At 67.1% G+C, this 19,135-nt stretch carries 18 protein-coding genes; 7 read left to right on the top strand and 11 right to left on the bottom strand.

Annotated elements, in window-relative coordinates; genetic code table 11:
* Positions 1-44 precede the first annotated feature (44 nt).
* The 6 genes from HWX39_RS06530 to uxuA form a co-directional block, all read right to left on the bottom strand.
* The gene (locus HWX39_RS06530; RefSeq protein ID WP_175966322.1) at positions 45-476 is read right to left on the bottom strand and encodes a DUF934 domain-containing protein; all 432 of its coding nucleotides are present in this window, start codon (positions 474-476) and stop codon (positions 45-47) included.
* Positions 473-2,257 (bottom strand): nitrite/sulfite reductase, encoded by a 1,785-nt coding sequence (locus tag HWX39_RS06525; RefSeq protein WP_175966320.1) that lies wholly within the window; start codon positions 2,255-2,257, stop codon positions 473-475. Before HWX39_RS06525 ends, HWX39_RS06530 begins: the two co-directional genes overlap by 4 nt.
* Before the next feature lie 197 nt (positions 2,258-2,454).
* Complete coding sequence (locus HWX39_RS06520) at positions 2,455-2,850, bottom strand: hypothetical protein (protein ID WP_175966317.1); 396 nt, start codon at positions 2,848-2,850, stop codon at positions 2,455-2,457.
* Positions 2,851-2,942: 92 nt separating this feature from the next.
* Positions 2,943-4,376 carry a PLP-dependent aminotransferase family protein gene (locus tag HWX39_RS06515; RefSeq protein ID WP_175966315.1) on the bottom strand — a complete coding sequence of 478 codons (1,434 nt, stop codon included), beginning with the start codon at positions 4,374-4,376 and terminating at the stop codon, positions 2,943-2,945.
* 129 nt (positions 4,377-4,505) lie between these two features.
* Complete coding sequence (locus tag HWX39_RS06510) at positions 4,506-5,816, bottom strand: MFS transporter (protein WP_175966313.1); 1,311 nt, start codon at positions 5,814-5,816, stop codon at positions 4,506-4,508.
* A gap of 71 nt (positions 5,817-5,887) precedes the next feature.
* Positions 5,888-6,952 carry a mannonate dehydratase gene (uxuA, locus tag HWX39_RS06505; RefSeq protein WP_175966311.1) on the bottom strand — a complete coding sequence of 355 codons (1,065 nt, stop codon included), beginning with the start codon at positions 6,950-6,952 and terminating at the stop codon, positions 5,888-5,890.
* Positions 6,953-7,216: 264 nt separating this feature from the next.
* On the opposite strand from uxuA, the gene HWX39_RS06500 reads away from it, so the two are divergent.
* The 3 genes from HWX39_RS06500 to HWX39_RS06490 all read left to right on the top strand — a co-directional run bounded on the left by HWX39_RS06500 (position 7,217) and on the right by HWX39_RS06490 (position 11,015).
* The gene (locus tag HWX39_RS06500) at positions 7,217-7,939 is read left to right on the top strand and encodes a FadR/GntR family transcriptional regulator (RefSeq protein ID WP_175966309.1); all 723 of its coding nucleotides are present in this window, start codon (positions 7,217-7,219) and stop codon (positions 7,937-7,939) included.
* 158 nt (positions 7,940-8,097) lie between these two features.
* On the top strand, positions 8,098-9,228 hold the full coding sequence (locus tag HWX39_RS06495) for an extracellular solute-binding protein (RefSeq protein ID WP_175966307.1): 1,131 nt from the start codon (positions 8,098-8,100) through the stop codon (positions 9,226-9,228).
* Complete coding sequence (locus HWX39_RS06490; RefSeq protein WP_175966296.1) at positions 9,225-11,015, top strand: GGDEF domain-containing protein; 1,791 nt, start codon at positions 9,225-9,227, stop codon at positions 11,013-11,015. Before HWX39_RS06495 ends, HWX39_RS06490 begins: the two co-directional genes overlap by 4 nt.
* An 85-nt stretch (positions 11,016-11,100) precedes the next feature.
* On the opposite strand, the gene HWX39_RS06485 is transcribed toward HWX39_RS06490, so the two are convergent.
* The 3 genes from HWX39_RS06485 to HWX39_RS06475 form a co-directional block, all read right to left on the bottom strand.
* Positions 11,101-11,400, bottom strand: coding sequence for a DUF4148 domain-containing protein (locus HWX39_RS06485; protein ID WP_175966294.1), 300 nt, complete (start codon positions 11,398-11,400; stop codon positions 11,101-11,103).
* A gap of 280 nt (positions 11,401-11,680) precedes the next feature.
* Entirely contained in the window at positions 11,681-11,935 is a 255-nt protein-coding gene (locus tag HWX39_RS06480) for a hypothetical protein (RefSeq protein WP_027791787.1), read from the bottom strand.
* Between the two features lie 53 nt (positions 11,936-11,988).
* Positions 11,989-13,314 carry a D-serine ammonia-lyase gene (locus tag HWX39_RS06475; protein WP_244134933.1) on the bottom strand — a complete coding sequence of 442 codons (1,326 nt, stop codon included), beginning with the start codon at positions 13,312-13,314 and terminating at the stop codon, positions 11,989-11,991.
* Between the two features lie 103 nt (positions 13,315-13,417).
* Between HWX39_RS06475 and HWX39_RS06470 the strand changes: the two genes are divergently transcribed.
* Complete coding sequence (locus HWX39_RS06470) at positions 13,418-14,374, top strand: LysR substrate-binding domain-containing protein (protein WP_175967610.1); 957 nt, start codon at positions 13,418-13,420, stop codon at positions 14,372-14,374.
* Positions 14,375-14,743: 369 nt separating this feature from the next.
* Here HWX39_RS06470 and HWX39_RS06465 read toward each other — a convergent pair whose 3' ends face one another.
* Positions 14,744-15,592, bottom strand: coding sequence for a sulfite exporter TauE/SafE family protein (locus HWX39_RS06465; protein WP_175966290.1), 849 nt, complete (start codon positions 15,590-15,592; stop codon positions 14,744-14,746).
* A gap of 316 nt (positions 15,593-15,908) precedes the next feature.
* Here HWX39_RS06465 and HWX39_RS06460 point away from each other — a divergent pair, with 316 nt between their 5' ends.
* The gene (locus tag HWX39_RS06460; RefSeq protein WP_175966288.1) at positions 15,909-16,805 is read left to right on the top strand and encodes a LysR family transcriptional regulator; all 897 of its coding nucleotides are present in this window, start codon (positions 15,909-15,911) and stop codon (positions 16,803-16,805) included.
* 123 nt (positions 16,806-16,928) lie between these two features.
* Positions 16,929-17,561, top strand: coding sequence for a LysE family translocator (locus HWX39_RS06455; protein WP_175966286.1), 633 nt, complete (start codon positions 16,929-16,931; stop codon positions 17,559-17,561).
* Between the two features lie 72 nt (positions 17,562-17,633).
* Here HWX39_RS06455 and yddG read toward each other — a convergent pair whose 3' ends face one another.
* Entirely contained in the window at positions 17,634-18,578 is a 945-nt protein-coding gene (yddG, locus tag HWX39_RS06450; protein ID WP_175966284.1) for an aromatic amino acid DMT transporter YddG, read from the bottom strand.
* A 143-nt stretch (positions 18,579-18,721) separates the two neighbouring features.
* Between yddG and HWX39_RS06445 the strand changes: the two genes are divergently transcribed.
* Positions 18,722-19,096 carry a hypothetical protein gene (locus HWX39_RS06445; protein ID WP_175966272.1) on the top strand — a complete coding sequence of 125 codons (375 nt, stop codon included), beginning with the start codon at positions 18,722-18,724 and terminating at the stop codon, positions 19,094-19,096.
* The last annotated feature ends 39 nt before the right edge of the window (positions 19,097-19,135 follow it).

Below are 19,135 nucleotides of genomic sequence, written 5' to 3'. Positions count from 1 at the left end.
ATAGCTTCCGGTTCATCGTACGGGCGGCCTGCGGGCCGCCCGTTTCATTTTCCGGCTGGCGTTGCCGCGTTCTGCTGCGGCATCGCCGTTCGCGCATCGTGCTGGTAGAAGCCCGGAAACCGGTCGAGCTGGCGCCGCGCGGCCGTGATGTCCGTGCCGTCGCCGAGCACCGCGCTCGAAAACCCGGTGCGTTCCATCAGCAGCAACTGGTCGACCAGCACGTCGCCGGTCGCGCGCAGGTCGCCGGCGAAGCCGTAGCGCTTGCGCAGCAGGTACGCCTGGCTGTATGCGCGCCCATCGGTGAACGACGGAAACGCCAGGTCGATGCGCGCAGCCCGAGCGATGTGTCCGGCGAGCGGCGGCAGTTCCTCGTCGTTGCCGATCGTCAGCGTTGCGTCGTCGTGCTGCGGCGTGTCGCCGGCGTGTTCGGCCGGCGTCAACAGCCGGATGCGTGCGGTAGGGTGCGCCTGCCTCATGCGTGCTCCTCCTGATGGCGCGCGGCGTTCGCGGCGGCCTTGAAGGGTTCCGTGCCGATGCGGCGGACGGTGTCGATGAATCGTTCGCTGCGACCGTCGTCGTCGATTCGTGCGTCGAGATACGCGTTGACGATCGCATCGACGACATCGACGATCTCGTCCGCCGAAAACGACGGGCCGATCACCTTGCCCGGCCGCGCGGGGCCGCTCGCGGTGGAGCCGTCCGAGCCGCCGAGCGTGACCTGGTACCACTCGGCGCCGTCCTTGTCGACGCCGAGGATGCCGAGGTGGCCGCTGTGATGATGGCCGCACGAGTTGATGCAGCCGCTGATGTGCAGGTCGATGTCGCCGACGTCGTGCAGCATGTCGAGATCCTGGAAGCGTTCGGCGATCGCATCGGCGATCGGGATCGAGCGTGCATTCGCGAGCGCGCAGAAGTCGCCGCCCGGGCACGCGATCATGTCCGTCAGGAGTCCGACGTTCGCGCTGGCGAGCCCGATCGCGCGCGCGTTTTCCCACAGCAGGAACAGGTCGTCGACATGCACCCACGGCAGCACGACGTTCTGCGTGTGCGTGACGCGCGCCTCGCCGGCGGAGAAGCGGTCGGCGAGATCGGCAAGCGCATCGAGCTGGTCCGGCGATGCGTCGCCCGGTGCCTGCAGGCGGCGCTTGAACGACAGCGTGACGATGCGAAGCGCCGGATCGCGGTGGTCGGCCACGTTGCGCGTGAGCCAGCGCGCGAAGGCCGGGTGGCGTGCCGCCTGGGCGGACAGGCGCTGGTTCGCGTCGCGCAGGCTGACCGTGCGCGGCTTGAGCCGCGGCGGGACGAACGATGCGGCGACGCGGTCGAACTCGACCTGCGCAATCGTGTGCAGCCCGCCGTCGTGATCGACGATCTGGCGAAACTCCTCCTCGACCTCGTCGATGTAGCGCTGCCCCTCCGTCTTCACGAGGATCTTGATGCGCGCCTTGTACTTGTTGTCGCGCCGTCCATAGCGGTTGTACACGCGGACGATCGCCTCGATGTAGTTCATCACGTGCTGCCACGGCAGGAATGCGCGCAGCAGCGTCGCGATCATCGGCGTGCGGCCCATCCCGCCGCCGACGCTCACACGAAAGCCGAGTTCGCCCGCATCGTCGCGCACGAGCTTCAGCCCGACATCGTGCCAGTCGGTGGCTGCGCGGTCTTCGGTCGCGCCGGTGATCGCGATCTTGAACTTGCGCGGCAGGAACGCGAACTCGGGGTGCAGCGTCGTCCACTGGCGCATCACCTCGGCGAACGGGCGGGGATCGGCGATCTCGTCCGGTGCGACGCCGGCGCGCTCGTCGCACGAGATATTGCGGATGCAGTTGCCGCTCGTCTGGATGCCGTGCATGTCGACGGTCGCGAGCAGGTCCATCACGTCGGCGGCCTTGTCGAGCGGAATCCAGTTGAACTGCACGTTGGTGCGGGTCGTGAAGTGCGCGCTGCGGGTCGGCAGACGCAGCGTGCCGAGCAAGGCCTGCGCATCGGATGCGGCGCGGTAAGTGGCGTCGTCCGGCACGTCGTAGTCGCGTGCGATCCGCGCGAGCACGCGCAACTGCGCGCTCGACAGTTCGCCGTACGGGACGGCCACGCGCAGCATCGGCGCGTGGCGCTGCACGTACCAGCCGTTCTGCAGGCGCAGCGGCCGGAACGCGTCTTCGCTCAGCGTGCCCTGCTGCCAGCGTTCGAGCTGGTCGCGAAACTGGGCGGCGCGGCTGTGCACGAGCGCCCGGTCGAAAACGGTATATCGATACATGACGTGATACGCGAGAGGAGCCGCGGCGCGAAGCGCGTGGCTCGGGAGAGAGGTTGCGACGGGTGTCGGGCAACCGCAGACAGCGTAGGGAACGCAGCGAGGCGGGACAAGCAGCAGATGGGGACGAAAAGGGCGCAGCAGATGGCCGGCGCGACGCCGGCGCGGGCCGGGCATGCGTGCGTGCCCGTGGCGGGTGTTTATGCGGCGGCGTCGACGACGAGCGCCGGATCGAGCGCGCGGATGCGTTGGTCGATGAAGTAGCCGCCGCCTTCCTGGTAGCGCAGGAACAGGCGGCCGCACGCGCGGCAGCGGTTGACGGTGCAGCGGTTGTACGGGAAATGGCGCAGTGCGATCGGCGCGTCGTCCGACGCGTAGCGCGTGCCGGCCGGGTGATGTTCGGCGTAGGTCGGCTCCGTCTCGCCCGGCGGCGCGAGCGTGGCGACTTCGGTCAGTTGCGTGTCCTGCAGCGACAGCGGCAGGGTCGTCCATCCGGCGAGCGGCGTTTTCGTGCAGGCGCACGGCCGCGTGACGTGCGCGGCTTCAGCGGCCAGTTTCAACAGCGCGTCGTGATCGAGGTAGGGCAGTTGACTCATGGGCAATCGTGAGGGACGGCGGGATCGGCACTGTAACCCGCGTGCGGGTTGCGTGCATCACCGTGACGCAGGCAGGGTGCACCGGGTGAGATTCAAGCGCCCTTGCGGACCGACGGCTGCGCGACGAGTTCACCGAGCACCCGGATCGCGCGCTCGATGTCGCGGCTCCACGGGTGGCCGAAGTTCACGCGCACGCAGCGCTCGAAGCCGTGTGCGGCCGAAAACAGCGGCCCCGGCGCGAAGCTGATCCCGCGTGCGATCGCCTGGCGATGCAGCTCCATCGCGTCGATCGCGTCGGGAAACGCGAGCCACAGAAAATAGCCGCCTTCGGGCCGCACCCACTCGACGCCGGCCGGCAGCCAGCGCCGCAGCGCGTCGTCCATCCGGTCGAGCTGCGCGTGTAGCGCGCCGCGCAACTTGCGCAGGTGCCGATCGTAGCCGCCATGCTCGAGATAGTTCGCGATGCCGGCCTGCGCGGGAATGCTGGCCGACAGCGTCGTCATCAATTTGAGCCGCTGCACCTTCTCCGCGAACCGGCCGGCAGCGGTCCAGCCGATCCGGTAGCCGGGCGCGAGCGTCTTCGAGAACGAACTGCAGTGCATCACGAGGCCGTGTCGATCGAACGCGCGCGCGGGCAGCGGATAGTCGGGGCCGAAGTGCAGCTCGCCGTAAACGTCGTCCTCGATCAACGGCACGTCGCGCGCGGCGAGCAACTCGACGAGCGCGCGCTTTTTGTCGGCGGACAGCGTGACGCCGGTCGGATTCTGGAAATTGGTCATGAACCAGCACGCGCGGATGTCGTGCCGGTCGAGCGCGTTCGCGAGCGCATCGAGATCGAGGCCCGTGTGCGGATCGACGGGAATCTCGACCGCGCGCAGGTCCAGCCGCTCGATCGCCTGCAGCGCCGCATAGAAACCGGGCGCTTCGACGGCTACGACGTCGCCGGGCCGCGTGACGGCCATCAGGCACAGGTTCAGCGCTTCGAGCGCGCCGTTCGTGACGACGATCTCGTCGATGGGTTGCGAGATGCCTGTCGCGAGATAGCGCCGTGCGATCTGCTGGCGCAGCGCCTCGTTGCCGGGCGGCAGGTCGACCACCGTGCTCCACGGGCTGACGAGCCGCGTGGCCTGCGCGAGCGATTTCGCGAGGCGCGGCAGCGGAAACAGTTGCGGCGACGGGAAGGCGGAGCCGAGCGGCACGATGCCGGGTTGCGTGGCCGCGTCGAGGACGGAGAACACGAGGCTGCTGATATCCACCTTGCGCGTGGCGCCGGCACGGCTTGCGCGGCGCTTGGCGGCGGGGCTCGTCGCCGGCGTGGCGCCCGGCGCGACGTAGTAGCCCGAGCGTTCGCGCGCGCGGATCAGCCCCCACTGTTCGAGCAGGTAGTACGCACGAAACACCGTCGACTGGCTCACGCCGTGCTGCGCGATGATCTGCCGCAGCGACGGCAGGCGCGTACCGACGGCGAGGTTGCCGTTGCGGATGTCGTCGGCGATCGTGTGGGCGAGGGTTTCGTAGCGTTTCATCGGCGAGGGTGGGGCGCGCCGTCGCCACGCGCGGGCCGGAGTGGCGCCGCGCCGGCGGGCGCGGCTCATTGTCCGATGCGCGGCCCGAAAAGGAAAGTGCGGGCGCGTCGGCCGCGCTTTCCTGCCGCGTCAGGCCGCGTTCGGCTCGACGTTCTGCGGGCTCGCACCGCCGCGCAGCGGCGGCAGCGGCTCGACCTTGCCGACGATGAACAGGTACGACAGCGCGCCGACCACGCACAACGCGCCGGCCACCGCGAGCGGCACGACGAACGAGCCCTTCGTGATCGACAGCATCACGCCCGTGAACGTCGTGATGAAGATCCCCGCGAGATTGCCCGCGAAATTCTGGATGCCGCCGAGCGATGCGACATGCGCCGGCGTCGGCGCGACTTCGCCGACGAGCGTCCACACGTTGGCGCCGGCGAACGACAGGCTTGCGTACGCGAGGGCGAACAGGCCGAGGCAGGCCCACACGTTCTCGACGAAGGCCGACAGTGCGATCGACGAGGACAGCAGCATGCCGAGCACGAGGCAGGTCTTGCGGGCGGCGGTCGCGCTCCAGCCGCGGCGGAACAGGCTGTCCGACACATAGCCGCCGAGCCAGCCGCCCGGAATCGCGAGCAGCGCGGGCAGCATGCCCCAGGTACCGAGCGACGCGAGCGAGAAGCCGCGCGACTGCAGCAGGTAGCTCGGGAACCACGTGATGAAGAAGTAGATCGCGAAGTTCAGGCAGAACAGGCCGATCATCATGCCCCACACGGTGCGGTAGCGGAACAGGTCGAGCCACGATACCTTCGGGCCGTCGGTTGCGGCCGCAACGGTTGGCGCGCCGCGCTGCGCGAGCAGCGCATCGACGGCATCGGGCGCGATTGCACGATGGCGTTCCGGGTCGCGATAGATGAACCACCACGCCAGTGCCCACACGATACCGATGCCGCCGGTGATTACGAACGAGCCGCGCCAGCCGACGATCGAGATCAGCCATGCGACGAGCGGCAGCGACAGCGCGGAGCCGACGCGCGAACCGCTGTCGAAAATGCTGCTCGCGAGCCCGCGTTCGCTGCGCGGGAACCAGTTGAACGCAACCTTCGCGAACGACGGGATCGCCGCCGCTTCGCCGACGCCGAGCATCAGCCGCACGCCGACGAGTTGCGCGAGGCCGCGCGCGGCGCCCGTCGCGACGGTGAACACCGACCACCAGCCGACCGCGAGCGCGAGGCTCACGCGCACGCCGACCTTGTCGATGAACCAGCCTGCCGGCAGTTGCAGGAACGCGTAGGTCCAGAAGAACGCGCTCAGCACGAGCCCCATGCCGACCGCGTCGAGGCCGAGGTCGGCGCGGATGCTGGGCGCCGCGATCGCAAGGTTCGCGCGGTCGATGAAGTTGATGACGTTGGCCAGGAAGCACATGAGGATCATGGCCCATCGGATGCGTGGCATGCGGTGTCTCCGCGCGGAATGTCGTGACGGGCCGCCGGCGATCCGCAGCGCCGGCGGCCTCGATGAGCGGGTTATCGCGTGGCTTGCGACGGCGTGCGGTCGAACTTCGCGAGCGCTTCCCACAGGCCGTTCAGGTAGACCGCGCCGAGCGCGCGGTCGTAAAGGCCGTAGCCGGGCTTGCCCGTCTCGCCCCAGATCATGCGGCCGTGGTCGGGGCGCACGTAGCCGGTGAAGCCGGTGTCGTGGTACGCCTTCACGATCGCGGCGATGTCGAGCGAGCCGCAGCTCGACAGGTGGGCGGTTTCCTCGAAATCGCCGTTCGCGTCGACCTTCACGTTGCGGATGTGCGCGAAGTGAATGCGGCCCATTGCGCCGAATTCGCGCACGAGCGCTTCGACATCGTTCTGCGGGCCCGCGCCGAGCGAGCCCGAGCACAGCGTCAGCCCGTTCGCGGGCGTGTCGACGATGCGCATGATTCGCGCGAGATCGTCGCGGTTCTTCACGATGCGCGGCAGCCCGAAGATCGGGCGCGGCGGATCGTCGGGGTGGATCGCCATCTTCACGCCGGCTTCCTCGGCGACGGGGACGATCGCCTTCAGGAAGTATTCGAGGTTCGCCCGCAGCGCGTGCTCGTCGACGTCGCGATACTCCGCGAGCAGTGCCTTCAACTGTTCGGGCTGGTAGCTCGAATCCCAGCCCGGCAGTGCGATGCCGTCGTCCGGATCGATCCGGCCGACCGCGTCGGTGCTGAACGCGAGGCAGGTCGAGCCGTCGTCGAGCGTCTTCGACAGCTCGGTGCGCGTCCAGTCGAACACGGGCATGAAGTTGTAGCAGATCACGCGCACGCCGGCCGCGCCGAGATGGCGAATCGTCTGACGGTAGTTGTCGATCAGGCGGTCGCGGCCCGGCTTGCCGAGCTTGATGTCCTCGTGGACGGGCACCGACTCGACGACTTCGAACCGCAGGCCGGCGCGCTCGATCGTCGCCTTCAGCGCGTCGATCTTGTGCGCGGGCCAGACTTCTCCCACCGGTTCGTCGTAGATCGCGGACACGATATGCGTGACGCCCGGGATCTGGCGGATGTATTGCAGCGAGACCGGATCGGACTCGCCGTACCAACGGAAAGACATCTTCACTGGAGCGGCTCCTGGCTGGCGGTTGATGCATCGGGCGGGCGGCGGCAGGCCGGCTCCGTCCCCGGTGTGCGGATTATGATTGGTATGCCAGTTGTGTGGGATAGTGGTTTACCAGTTGATGGGATCCAAACCGGCTGGCATGGCATTTCAGGAAGTGCCCATTGCGCCGGCGGAGATGCGGAACCGGATGCTGCCCGGAATTGGTGTACCATTTTGGCGATCCGGCGCCGCGACGGCGCCGGCCAGCCTGTTGCGAGCCTTTCGATGACCGATCTTTCCAGCCTGCCAGCCAGCCGCGATACCGATGCCGCGGACCGCTCCTATATCGGCCTTGCGCGGCAGATTCACGCGATGGTGGCTGCCGGCGCGTTCGAGGCCGGCGCGCGGTTGCCGTCCGAGCGCAGCCTGGCCGACCAGTTCGGCGTGAGCCGCACGCAGGTGCGCGAGGCGATCATCGCGCTCGAGGTGCAAGGGATCGTCGAAGTGCGGATCGGTTCGGGCATCTACGTATCGGCGGCCGACGCCGCGCGGCCGGTGACGTTCGAGGTGCCGCGCGGCCCGGGGCCGATCGAGACGTTGCGCGCACGCGGGCTGATCGAGGCGGAAGTCGCGGCGCTCGCGGCGACCGAACGCAAGGATGCGGATCTCGACCGGCTGTTCTTCTCGCTCACGACGATGCGCGAGCAGATGAACGACAAGGTCGCGTACGACGCGGCCGATCGCCAGTTCCACCTGCGTATCGCGGAATCGACCGGCAACACGGTGCTGCTGCACATGGTCACCGCGATGTGGGACTGCGCGCGCAGCGATCCGCTGTGGGACAAGATCGAGGAGCATTTTCACTCGACCGCTCTGCGCGAAGCGTCGCAGGAAGATCACCAGCGGATCTTCGCGGCGATCATGGCGCGCGACGCAACTGCTGCACGCGAAGCGATGCGTGCACACCTGTCGCGAGTGATCGCGGAATTCACGCAGGCGTGGCGCTGACGTTCGTTCCGGCAAGCAGAAGCGGGCCGGTGTAACGGCATCCGCACGCGGCGGCGTCGATGATGGCACGCGCCGTATCCGGCTTCTTCCAATTGCGCGACTGCAGGTTTTATGGTCTCGTTGCGGGATATCGCATCGACTCGAAAAAGGACAGTCGAATGCAGCCGGGCGATTCACGCGGAGTCCGATTGATCAGGGGAATCGGCGCACGTACGCGCGCACGTGTCGCCGTGCGCAGGCTGCTCATCAATTTGACGGTGAGCTTACTTTCCTCTTCGTTTGCGGCGTTCGCCGCGTCTCCCGAAACCGTCAACGACAACGTGCTGCGCGTGCTCGCATGGCCCGGCTATGCGGACAGCGACGTCGTCAGCGCGTTCGAAGCGCAATTTCACGTACGTGTCGAAGTGACGTTCGTCGACTCCGATGAAGCACTGTGGACGCGCATGCACAGCGCGGCGCCGCCGCCGTATGACGTGCTGGCCGCGAACACGGCCGAGATCCAGCGCTATGCGCACGAACGTTTGCTCGCGCCGATCGACCTGTCGCGCATCCCGAACCGGCGGCGGCAGTTGCCGAACTTCCAGCAACTCGCGACCATCGACGGGCTCGTGGAGGATGGCGCCATCCATGCGATCCCGTTCACGTACTCGTCGATGGGGCTGATCTACGATCGCAAGCAGGTGCCGGCCGCGCCGCGCTCGATGCGGGAGCTGTGGAACCCGCGCTACCGCGGCAAGGTGCTCGACTTCAACAGCGCGCAGCACAATTTTTCGTTCACGGCGCTGGCGCTCGGCTATCCCGATCCGTTTCGCCTGTCGAGCGCGCAGACGCTCGCCGTCGCGCACAAGCTGATCGCCCTGCGCCGCAACCTGCTGACGTACTACACGCTTCCTGAAGAGGCGACCGCGTTGTTCGTCCAGCATCGTGCGGCACTGATGTTCGGCAACTACGGCACGCAACAGGTCGAACTGCTGCGACGTGCCGGCGCCGACGTCGGGTACGTGATCCCGGATGAAGGCGCGCTCGCGTGGCTCGACTGCTGGGCCGTCACGCGCGGCGCGCAACATCCGGAGCTCGCGTTCGCATGGATCAATTACATGCTCGAACCGGCGATCAGCGCGCTGCTCACCGAACGCCAGGGCCTCGCGAATACGCTCGCGCCGCCGCCAGGTCTCGACACCGGGCACCAGCATCTCGTCTGGCTCCAGCCTGTCGAGGACATCGCGCGGCGCGAATCGCTGTGGAGCCGCATCGTGTCGGGCGACCGGCCGGAGCGGTTCGAAAAATGATCCGGCTCGGGCTCACGTCGAAGCTGTCGGTGCTGTTCGCCTGCATCGGGGTGATCGCGTCCGGCACGACCGGCTATTACACGTATCGCGCGAACCGCGCGATGCTCGTGCAGGAAGCGCAGCACAGCCTGTTGATGTCGACGCAACTGCTCGGGCAGCGTTTCACCACGGCGCTGTCCGACGTCGCCGACGATGCGCTCGTGCTCGCGCAATTGCCGTCGTGCACGCTGGTCTCGGGCGGCGACAACCGGGATGGCGCGCCACGCGCGCGGCTCGAGCAGGTGTTCTACAGCTTCATGAGAAATCACCCAGAGTACCTGCAGGTCCGCCTGATCGCGCGCGGGGATTTCGGGCTCGAACGCATCCGCGTCGATCGCGATGCACACGGCATCGTCGTATTGCCGGACAGTGCGCTGCAGGAGAAAGGGCAGTTTTCCTACGTATTCGATACGCTCGCGACGGCGCCCGGTCATATCTACCTGTCGCCGATCGTGATCAACCACGAGACGGGGTCGCACGCGGCCGAAGGGCTGCCGATCCTGCGCGTGGGCACGCCGGTCGTCGACGCGTCGGGCCAGGCGGTTGGCGCGCTCGTCGTCGATGTCGAGCTGTCGCGCGTATTCGAGCGGCTCGAACGCGACCTGCCGGACGACTATGAGGTGTATCTCGCGAACGAGTGGGGCGATTTTCTCGTGCACCCCGATCCGTCGCAGACGTTCGGCTTCGATCGCGGCAGGCGCGTGCTGATGCAGGACCGCTTCGCCGTCACGCGCGCGCTGTTCGACGACGCGCGCGCAAACGTTACCGTCAATGGCTTGACCGATCCCGCCGCGGCGCCGGGGCAGATGTTCGCGTTCGTGCGCACGCCGTTCGGACACGACGAGGGCAATCGCTTCGTCGTGCTCGGGATGGGACGCCCGCTGGCGGATGTGCTGGCGCCGGCCAGCATGCTCGGCGAACGGATCGTCCGGATGGTGCTCGTGTCGAGCTTGATGGCGGTGATCCTCGCGATCCTGTTCGCGCGTGCGATCACGCGGCCGCTGCAGACGCTGGCGCGCGCCGCGACGCACGTGTTCGACGATCCGGCCGCCGAGCAGCTGCCGGTCGGGCGTACCGACGAGATCGGCGTGCTCGCGCGCTGTTTCGAGAGCATGCGCGTCGAGATCCGCACGCAGGTCGCGATGCTGCGTGCGAAGCAGCTGGAGCTCACGCACCTCGCCGGGCACGATGCGCTGACCGAACTGCCGAATCGCATGCTGTTCATGGAGCGTCTCGATGCCGCGATCCGGCGTGCGGCCGCGATGCGCGAAGGGCTGGCCGTGATGTTCGTCGACCTCGACCGCTTCAAGCAGATCAACGACCAGCACGGGCACTCGGCCGGCGACCGCACGCTCGTCGCGGTCGCCAAGCGGCTGAGCCTCGTGCTGCGCAGCGGCGACATGGTCGCGCGGCTCGGCGGCGACGAATTCATCGTGCTGGTGACGGATGTGCGCTCACCGGCGGTGATCGGCGATATCGCGTCGCGCATCCAGCTCGTGATGGCCGAGGAACTGGAGTTTGGCGACCGGCGCGTGGCCGTCGGCGCGAGCATCGGCGTCAGCGAGTTTCCGGCTGACGGCGCGTCGGCCGAGGAACTGCTCGTCAAGGCCGACGCGGCGATGTACGCGGCGAAGGCGTCCGCGCAACGCGCGTTCGTGCGCTACCAGGATCTGGTCGGCAACGGGAGCGGCGCCGGCAGCGGGACGGACGAAGCGGCCGGCCGGGCCGCGTCGGGCGGCGGCCGGTGATACGTGCGATGCAAACGCCACGAGCCCGTCGCAGGACGGGCTCGTGGCTCGCGCGGACTGCGCGCGAAGGCGCGCAGCGGCAGGCTTAGTGGCCGAAGTAGATCGAGTCGCGCGGGTTTTGCACCTTGACGGCCGGTGCGCCACCCTGGACGGTCGCGGCCGGTTGCGCACCGTAGCCGCTGTTGTCGGCGGTGTGCACGCGGGCTTGCGCGGCCTGGATGTCGGCCGGGTAGTACGGGCTCGACTGGCTCGGCTTGTAGCCGGCGCTTTCGAGCTGGACCAGTTCATCGCGCACTTGAGCGCGGGTCACGGTGCTTTGGGCGAATGCGCCGAACGAGGCGGACAGGGCGACAGCGGCAACGACTGCGGAAACGAGCGATTTCATGATGACCTCCGATGTTTTTGGCTTTCCGCGTTCGACACCATGTCGTAAGCGGTTGATTACATCGTAGGCGCCGGTCGACCTAGGGTAAACGTGAGTTTTGGCGAAAGATCGTTGCAGCCTGGATAATAATTTCGAGATAAATGCCTTCTGTCCCTAATCCAGGTTGCCGGATTTGCAACGGAGCGGGGCGGACGCGTGCGGCACGGACGGGCGCCCGGCGGCGAAGGTGCGGGCGAAGGTGCGGGCGGAGAGGAGGCGGACGGGCTGCGACGCTGCCGGATCAGACGTCGTCGTCGATTTCCTTGCGCTCCCGGCGCTCCTCGTTGCCGCGGCGCGCGCGCAGGCGCTGGCGCGACAGCACGGCGATGACCTGCTGGGTCGGGGCGCCGGACGGCAGTTCGTTGCGGATGCGATCGGGCACCATGGGCAGGCCCGCGCGCTGCCGGCGCAGCGCCTTGGCGATTGCCCGGCGGCATTCGTCACCGTGGCAATCCCATTCATCGCGGATTCTCTGGCAATAACGGCATTGTTCCATCGAGACAGTCTAACGCGTCTTCGGGAACGAGGCGGGACGCCCGCCCCGACGCGTCACGCATGGGCTGCGGCACCGGCGAGCGCCTGCGCATGAGACTGGAAGCGGCGATGTTCTTCAGGCGGCACGAGCGAGCCGCCCGTCGCCCAGATGACGTGGGTCGACCGGCGCAGGTCGATCGCGTGGCGCTGCATGTAGTCGCGGCCGGCCGGGGATTGCGACAGCCAGCCGGGACCGCCGACGGCAGCGGCGGCCGACGGCTCGAGCTCGACGCCCGTCGCACGCTGGACCGCGAGCAACTGCGTGTAGAGCTGCGCGTCGCTGACGGTGAACACGCCCGACAGCAGCGACGCCATCAGCGGACTGACGAGGTGCGAGGCCTGCGCGACGGCCAGGCCATCGGCCTCGGTCCGGTTGTCGAGCCCCGCGTCGTAGACGGACACGGGCTTCCCGGGGCCGGCGGCCAGCTGGACCAGCATGCACGGCGACGCGACGGGTTCGGCGAAGAAGCAATGCACGTGCTCGCCGAACAGCGCCTTGAGGCCATACGCGATGCCGCCCGGTGCGCCGCCGACGCCGCACGGGAGATGGACGAAGAGCGGATGCGTCGCGTCCACGCGGCGGCCCGCTTCGACGAGCTGCGCGGCGAGATGCCGGGCGCTGGCCGCGTAGCCCAGGAACAGCATCAGCGAGCCTTCGTCGTCGACGAAGTGGCTGCGCGGCTGATTGCGTGCCTGCGCGCGTCCGGCCGCGACGGCCTGCGCATAGTCGCCGTCATGTTCGACGACGCGAACGCCGCGTTGTCTCAGGCGCGCTTTCTTCCACGGCTTCGCGTCGGTCGACATGTGAACGACCGATTCGAACCCCAGCGCGGCGGCCATCACGCCGATGCTCAGGCCGAGATTGCCGGTGCTGCCGACGATGACGGTGTTTGCGGCAAACAGTTCGCGTGCGGCCGCCGATGCGAGGATCCGCCGATCGCCCACGGGGTCGAGCAGCCCGTGTTCGATCGCGATCGACTCCGCGAGCGCGAGCACTTCATGAAAGCCGCCGCGCGCCTTGATCGAACCGGCGACCGGCAGCGCGTCGTCGCGCTTGATGAACCACGCGCCGTGTGCGTCCGCCGGGAGCGACAGCGCGCGCTGCAGGCGGTCGGCCGGCATCAGCGGCGATTCGACTTTTCCCGCGCTTGCCGCGAGTTCGGGAAACAGCTCGGCCATCAGCGGCTCGCAGCGCGCCAGCCGCGCTTCGGCCATCGCAATGGCGCCGCGCGACGGTGCGTCGTGCGGCAGCGGGCCGCCGGCATGGGGATTCAGCCATAGCAGCGGGTGGTGTGATTGCAGTTTGGCTAATAGATCGGCGGGCTGGAGCGTAATGGTCATGGATTGGCCTTGCATCGGATAAACGGAACATCTGGCCGGAATGCTACGATTCTGGACGGCTGCGCAAAAGCGCCGATTTCTAATGAATGCATTAGCCTGACTGATATCTATGCGACTCGACGGTTCGATCCTTGGTGCACTGCTCTGTTTTGAAACGGCCGGCCGGCTGCTGAGCTTCACGAAGACGGCACAGGCGTTCAACCTGACGCAAAGCGCCGTGAGCCAGCAGATCAGGAACCTGGAGGACCGGCTCGGTTATCCGCTGTTCGTGCGCCAGGCGCGCGGACTGAAGCTGACCGAGAAGGGCGGGATCCTGCTCGGGACGATGTCTGGCGCGTTCGTCGACATCAATCGCACGCTTCAGGCGCTTGGCATGTCGGATGCCCCGCTGCAGGTCAGTTGCCTGCCGTCGCTTGCGCTGCAGTGGCTGATGCCGCGCCTGTCCGAATTTCACCGGCAACAACCGAACGTGCCGGTTCGCGTGAAGGCCGAGTTTCAGGTGCTGGATCGTCAGGCCATGGAGACCGACGACATCGATGTGGCGGTGCGTTACGACCCGGTGCAGTACGAGCGGTTGCATGCCGAGGCCATGCTCGACGAAATCCTGTTTCCGGTCGCCACGCCGGCGTATCTGGCGCAGCATCCGGCCTTTGCCGGCGGGGAATCGCTGGATGGCGTCGTCCTGCTGCACGACGCGGCTCCGTGGGGCGGTGCACCCGAATTCGTCGAGTGGCGCACGTGGCTGGAGGCGGTTCGCCCGGCGTGGACGGCCCATCTTGACGGCCCGCAGTTCAATTTTTCCAGCCTGGCAATCACGGCGGCGCTGAACCATCAGGGTGTCGCGATGGGGCGCGCCGCGCTGGTGCATGACGAGATCGTGAGTGGACGGCTCGTGGATGTCTTCGGCAGGCACGTGCGTGCGCCGGCGCGCTACATGCTGTTGTCACGCAATCCCGACGATCCGCGTACCGTGGTGTTTTCGGACTGGCTCAAGGCCGAGTGCACGCGTTTCGATGCAGCGCGATCGCGTTTGCTTTCGCACGGAAGCAGGCGCGGGTAGCCGATGCTGTCGGATCGCTGAATCGGAGTGCGAAATAGAGGGGCGACGAATATGAACGCAAACTACAATTTCCCGTTCGTCTCCATACGGATTGCTTGCGCGGGGATCGGGCGGGCAACCGTTACTTGAGTTGCCAGATGCCCCAGATGGCGATCAGCAGGCCGAGGCCGAATCCGCAGCCGAGCAACACGTAGGTTTCCATTTCATGTCTCTGAAAGCGTGGCAGCGCCGATGCGGGCATCAGCGAGCGAGCAGCAAAGTCGGTGACGCATCGTCCGCACCGTCGGGCGGGGCGATACGCCGGGCCCGCGAATACTACGCCTGGCAGCTTTCAGAACGCATGCGTCATCGACGGCGGTGCGCCGGCTGCTAATTCTTGGCTGCGTGCGCGTTGCCCATCTGGGTAACGTGCGATCCGCCGTGCCGGAACACGCCCGATTTCCAGATCATCTGCGACGCCGCGACGAGCACGAACAGCAGCACGACCATCCTGAAGAGGCGCGGCGACATCCTGTCCCGCAGCGGGCGAACGAGCCACATGCCGGCAATGGCCGGGAGGCTGGCCGCTGCCGAGATCGCGAGGTCGGCGCCGCTCGCGTGCGCGGCGCCGCTGAACGTCGTGATCAGCGTGACGATAGACACCACGAGGATGATCGCGATCTGCTTCGTGAAGACGCGCCCGGTCGCGCCGGACGAAATCAGGTAGGTGGCGAGCAGCGGGCCGGGAACCGACGCGATGCTCTCCATCAGCGCTGCACCGAAACCGAGCGCGAAGCCGACAGGCTTTTGCCATGCGTCCGGCAGGTGGAGTTTCGGCGCGGCGAGCATCAGCGCCGCGGCCACGATCAGCAGCGCGCCGGACGCCGCCTGTGCATGCCCCGGATTGAGCGACAGCAGGATCGCCACGCCGACGATGTTGCCGATCACGGTGCCCGCGATCGGCGCGGCGATCTTGCGTGCCGTCGCCAGCAACTGGCCGCCTTCCAGCGCCTGCGGAATGTTGCCGAGGATGATCGGCATCGACAGCAGCAGCACCGCATGCCGGATCGGCAGGAACTGGCTGAGTATCGGCATCGCGATCAGCGGCACGCCGATGCCCGTGATCCCCTTGACCATGCCGCCCAGCAGCAGCGCAACGGCGATACCGGCCAGATCGAACGCGCTGAGCCCCTGCAGGCCGGAGACCAGCACACCTTCAGTCAGATTGAAATGCATCATGGCATGTCGCGGCATATCCGGCAGCGAGCGCTGTCGACAGAGCCCGTTGCGCTCGCGTGCGTGTTGCACGCATGTGTTCTGGATCGGCTAGAACCGGAAGTCGATTGCAGGACGCCGCGCAGTCGTGCGGCCGGTGCCGCGGGCAATCGCTATGCGGTTCGGGAATGCATCTTACCTGAGCGTTGTGAAGGACATTCGGCATTGGCCGCGGTGCGCTGCGGGTAGCGTCGGCGTGATCTTTTCCTGGGTTCAATATAATTCATGACGCTTTTCCATTTCATGCACGACATACATACCCTTGAACAAGGAGGCGTCGATGACGCTTGCCCAGTTGCAGGCCCTGGCGGCCGTGGTCGAACTCGGCTCGCTCACGGCCGCGGCCGACCGGTTGAGCCGCAGTCAGTCCGCGATCAGTCATGCATTGACCGAGCTGGAGGACATCACGGAGGTCAAGCTGCTCTGGCGCGACCGGCAGCCGGTCGTCCTGACGGCGGCGGGCGAACGCCTGTGGCCGTACGTGCAGAACGTGGTGCGGGAAGCGCAGCTGTTGCGCCAGCAGTTCAGCCTGTCGCGCGGCAAGCTCGAAGGGAAGCTGGTGGTCGCGTCGCTGCCGAGCGTGTCGCTGGCGTTCGTCGTACCGGCGCTCGAGGCGTTGAAGGAGATGCACCAGGGCGTGTCGGCGGTGCTGCTCGAAGGCACCGACAGCGAAGTCGAAGGGTGGATCGACGACGGAACGGCCGATGTCGGGGTGGTGGCCGGCACGAAGACGTTCGCGCACAATCTGCCGCTGCTCGACGAGGATTTTGTCGCAGTCGCGGCGGACGGCATGTTCGCCGGCCGCAAGAGCGTGTCGGCAAAGCAGTTGTCGTCGGCGCCGTTCATTTTCTCGAAGGCAGGATGCGGGCCGGTGATCGCGGATTACTTCGCGCGCGGCGGGGCACCGTTGCGGGCCGCGTTCAACGTGGTCGAGATGCGGACCATTCTGTCGATGGCGGAAGCCGGCATGGGCGTGTCGATCGTGCCGCGCATCACGCTCACGTACACGCCGTTCGGTGGCCGCGTGCTGGAACTGACGCCCAGGCTGCATCGCTCGGTGCGATTGTCGTGGAATACGGCCGGCAACGCGGTCGCAGACGAGTTCGTGCGGCTCGTCGACGCGCAACGCGCGAAGGCAGCGAAGGCGATCCACACGCGCGCGAGAAAGAGCCGGTAACGAACGGCCGGTGCGATGAAAAGCGCTCATGGGCGGCTTGAAGTTTATTCATGCAGATGGCGGTCGGGATGCAATACATTGTTCGAACTCGCCCCTGACCGCTTCGCCCCGAAGGAGATTTTCGTGCCGGCTGCCTCTACCTTGCTTGCTTTCGGACTCGTGTCGCTCGGCATGGTGCTGACGCCCGGGCCGAACATGATCTACCTGGTGTCGCGCTCGATCTGCCAGGGCCGCCGTGCGGGGCTGGTGTCGCTCGGCGGCGTCGCGCTGGGGTTCGTTTTCTATATGGTGTGCGCGGCGCTGGGCATCACCGCGCTGGTGATGGCCATGCCGTATGCGTACGACGTGTTGCGTTTTGCCGGTGCGCTTTATCTGGCGTACCTGGCGTGGCAGGCGCTGAAGCCGGGCGGTCGCTCGGCATTCCAGGTCAGGCAGTTGCCGCACGACAGCCGGGCCAGGCTGTTCGCGATGGGCTTCGTCACGAACCTCTCGAATCCGAAGATCGCGGTGATGTACCTGTCGCTTCTGCCGCAGTTCATTTCGCCGGGGCACGGCAGCGTGCTCGCGCAATCGCTGGCGCTCGGTTGCGTGCAGATTGCGGTGAGCGTCAGCGTGAATGGGCTGATTGCCTGCATGGCAGGCGGCATCGCGGGTTTCTTGGCCGGGCGGCCGGTCTGGGCGTCGGTCCAGCGCTGGTTGATGGGCACGGTGCTGGCCGGGCTCGCCGTGCGTATCGCACTGGAGTCGCACAGCTAGCGCGAGTGGCTGGCGGTTTGCAGGATCCCCGGGTGCTGTCGAGCGGCATCGCAATGCAAGCGCCCGGCATCGTCAGCCCTGGCAGTTGCCCTGCGCTTCGTTGCCGCTCCGAACGGGCGCGGCCTTTGCACTGCGCCGGCCGCGCGTCGCGAGCCAGCACAGGATCGACCCGCCGCAGACCATCGATGCCCCTTGCCAGAACTCGATCGACAGCGGCGCATGCAGCAGCGTCGCGGCGAGCATGGCGGCGAGCACCGGGGTGAAATACGACGCGCCGACGATGATCGTCACGTTGCCGTGCATGATGCCGGTGTTCCAGGCCGCGTAGCCGAACCCCAGCGCCGATGCCGCCAGCACGATGTAGATGACCGCATGCAGGCTGAACGTCATGCCGCCGCCGCCTTCGATCGCGAACTTGATCCAGAGCGCCAGCGCCACCAGCATGAAGAACGGCGTGACGCCGTTCTTGCCGTCGGCGAGGCGCGCCGTCACCGTGCAGTAGCCGGCCCAGATCAGCGCGCCGAAGAACGCGAGCCCGTAGCTCAGCGGGTTGTTCGCGACGTTGTGCAGCATGCCGGCCGGGTCGAGGCCCTGGTCGCCGCCGAGCACCCGGCAGATTCCGAGCATCGACAGCAGGACGCCGGGCACGACCAGCAGGTTCGCGCGCTGCTTGTTGAACACGATCGCGGCGACCAGCGTGAAGCTCGGCCACAGATAGTTGACCATCGCGACTTCGATCGCCTGCTGGCCGTTGCTTGCATAGCCGATCGACAGCGACAGGCACAGCTCGTACGCGACGAACAGCAGCCCGCCCCAGAGCAGATAGGTTTTCGGGAATTTGCTCAGATCGGGGAAGCCGATCGTCAGCAGCAGAAGCACGGATGCCACCGTATAGATCATCGCGGCGCCGCCGGTCGCGCCGAGGCTTTCGCTCACGCCACGAACGAGGGCAACCACGGAGGCCCACAACAACACCGCGCCGAGCCCGGTGAGCGTGGCCTTATTCTTGCGCTTCATGCGTCCTGCCTGTTTCAACATTCAAATTCGATTTCGGATGATTCGGGGCCGCCGGCATGAACCACGCATGCTTTCGGCATGCGGGACGGCCATTGCCGACGCAAACGCGTAGTTTAACGAGGTGAGGGAGATCGAGCCGCGGCGTGGGCGGCGATCGGCCTGAACTCGGCGACACCGGCAAGCGCCTGCATTATCGGCCCTTCGTGCACTGGGTGCGCGAGCGGTACGGGATCGACGGGGATGTCGTGGAAGGGATCGATTCGGCCGCGCTCGAACCGAGGCTGCATGATGGCCACATGTCGATGGCGTCGGTTCATCCTGGCATCCGGCACGACGGGTTCGAGCCGCCGTCCCGCGGCGGGCATCTGGTGCTCGTGTTCGGCGCGAACCGCGATACCGGCGACTGGCTGTTCCACAATTCGTCCGGGTTCGACGTGCGCACGCAGCAGAGCGTGGCGATGCCGCGCGCGATCTTCGACCGCTATTTCGCGAACCGCGGCATCCTGATCGCCCCGTAACGTTGCGTACGCAACTAACCGGACAAGCGAAACATCGGG

It is taken from the genome of Burkholderia sp. BCC0322, from assembly GCF_902833045.1.
Taxonomy (GTDB): Bacteria; Pseudomonadota; Gammaproteobacteria; order Burkholderiales; family Burkholderiaceae; genus Burkholderia.
Note: the sequence above shows the minus strand (reverse complement) of the source record. Positions and strands in the feature narration are given on the sequence as shown.

What these genes read in the sequence shown, in the direction of transcription:
- HWX39_RS06490 (WP_175966296.1), top strand. Translation starts at nt 9,225, where the DNA reads ATGATCCGGCTCGGGCTCACGTCGAAGCTGTCGGTGCTGTTCGCCTGC.
- HWX39_RS06475 (WP_244134933.1), bottom strand. Translation starts at nt 13,314, where the DNA reads ATGACCATTACGCTCCAGCCCGCCGATCTATTAGCCAAACTGCAATCA.
- HWX39_RS06530 (WP_175966322.1), bottom strand. Translation starts at nt 476, where the DNA reads ATGAGGCAGGCGCACCCTACCGCACGCATCCGGCTGTTGACGCCGGCC.
- HWX39_RS06460 (WP_175966288.1), top strand. Translation starts at nt 15,909, where the DNA reads ATGACGCTTGCCCAGTTGCAGGCCCTGGCGGCCGTGGTCGAACTCGGC.
- HWX39_RS06520 (WP_175966317.1), bottom strand. Translation starts at nt 2,850, where the DNA reads ATGAGTCAACTGCCCTACCTCGATCACGACGCGCTGTTGAAACTGGCC.
- HWX39_RS06480 (WP_027791787.1), bottom strand. Translation starts at nt 11,935, where the DNA reads ATGGAACAATGCCGTTATTGCCAGAGAATCCGCGATGAATGGGATTGC.
- HWX39_RS06515 (WP_175966315.1), bottom strand. Translation starts at nt 4,376, where the DNA reads ATGAAACGCTACGAAACCCTCGCCCACACGATCGCCGACGACATCCGC.
- HWX39_RS06465 (WP_175966290.1), bottom strand. Translation starts at nt 15,592, where the DNA reads ATGATGCATTTCAATCTGACTGAAGGTGTGCTGGTCTCCGGCCTGCAG.
- HWX39_RS06500 (WP_175966309.1), top strand. Translation starts at nt 7,217, where the DNA reads ATGACCGATCTTTCCAGCCTGCCAGCCAGCCGCGATACCGATGCCGCG.
- HWX39_RS06485 (WP_175966294.1), bottom strand. Translation starts at nt 11,400, where the DNA reads ATGAAATCGCTCGTTTCCGCAGTCGTTGCCGCTGTCGCCCTGTCCGCC.
- HWX39_RS06495 (WP_175966307.1), top strand. Translation starts at nt 8,098, where the DNA reads ATGCAGCCGGGCGATTCACGCGGAGTCCGATTGATCAGGGGAATCGGC.
- yddG (WP_175966284.1), bottom strand. Translation starts at nt 18,578, where the DNA reads ATGAAGCGCAAGAATAAGGCCACGCTCACCGGGCTCGGCGCGGTGTTG.
- HWX39_RS06510 (WP_175966313.1), bottom strand. Translation starts at nt 5,816, where the DNA reads ATGCCACGCATCCGATGGGCCATGATCCTCATGTGCTTCCTGGCCAAC.
- HWX39_RS06525 (WP_175966320.1), bottom strand. Translation starts at nt 2,257, where the DNA reads ATGTATCGATATACCGTTTTCGACCGGGCGCTCGTGCACAGCCGCGCC.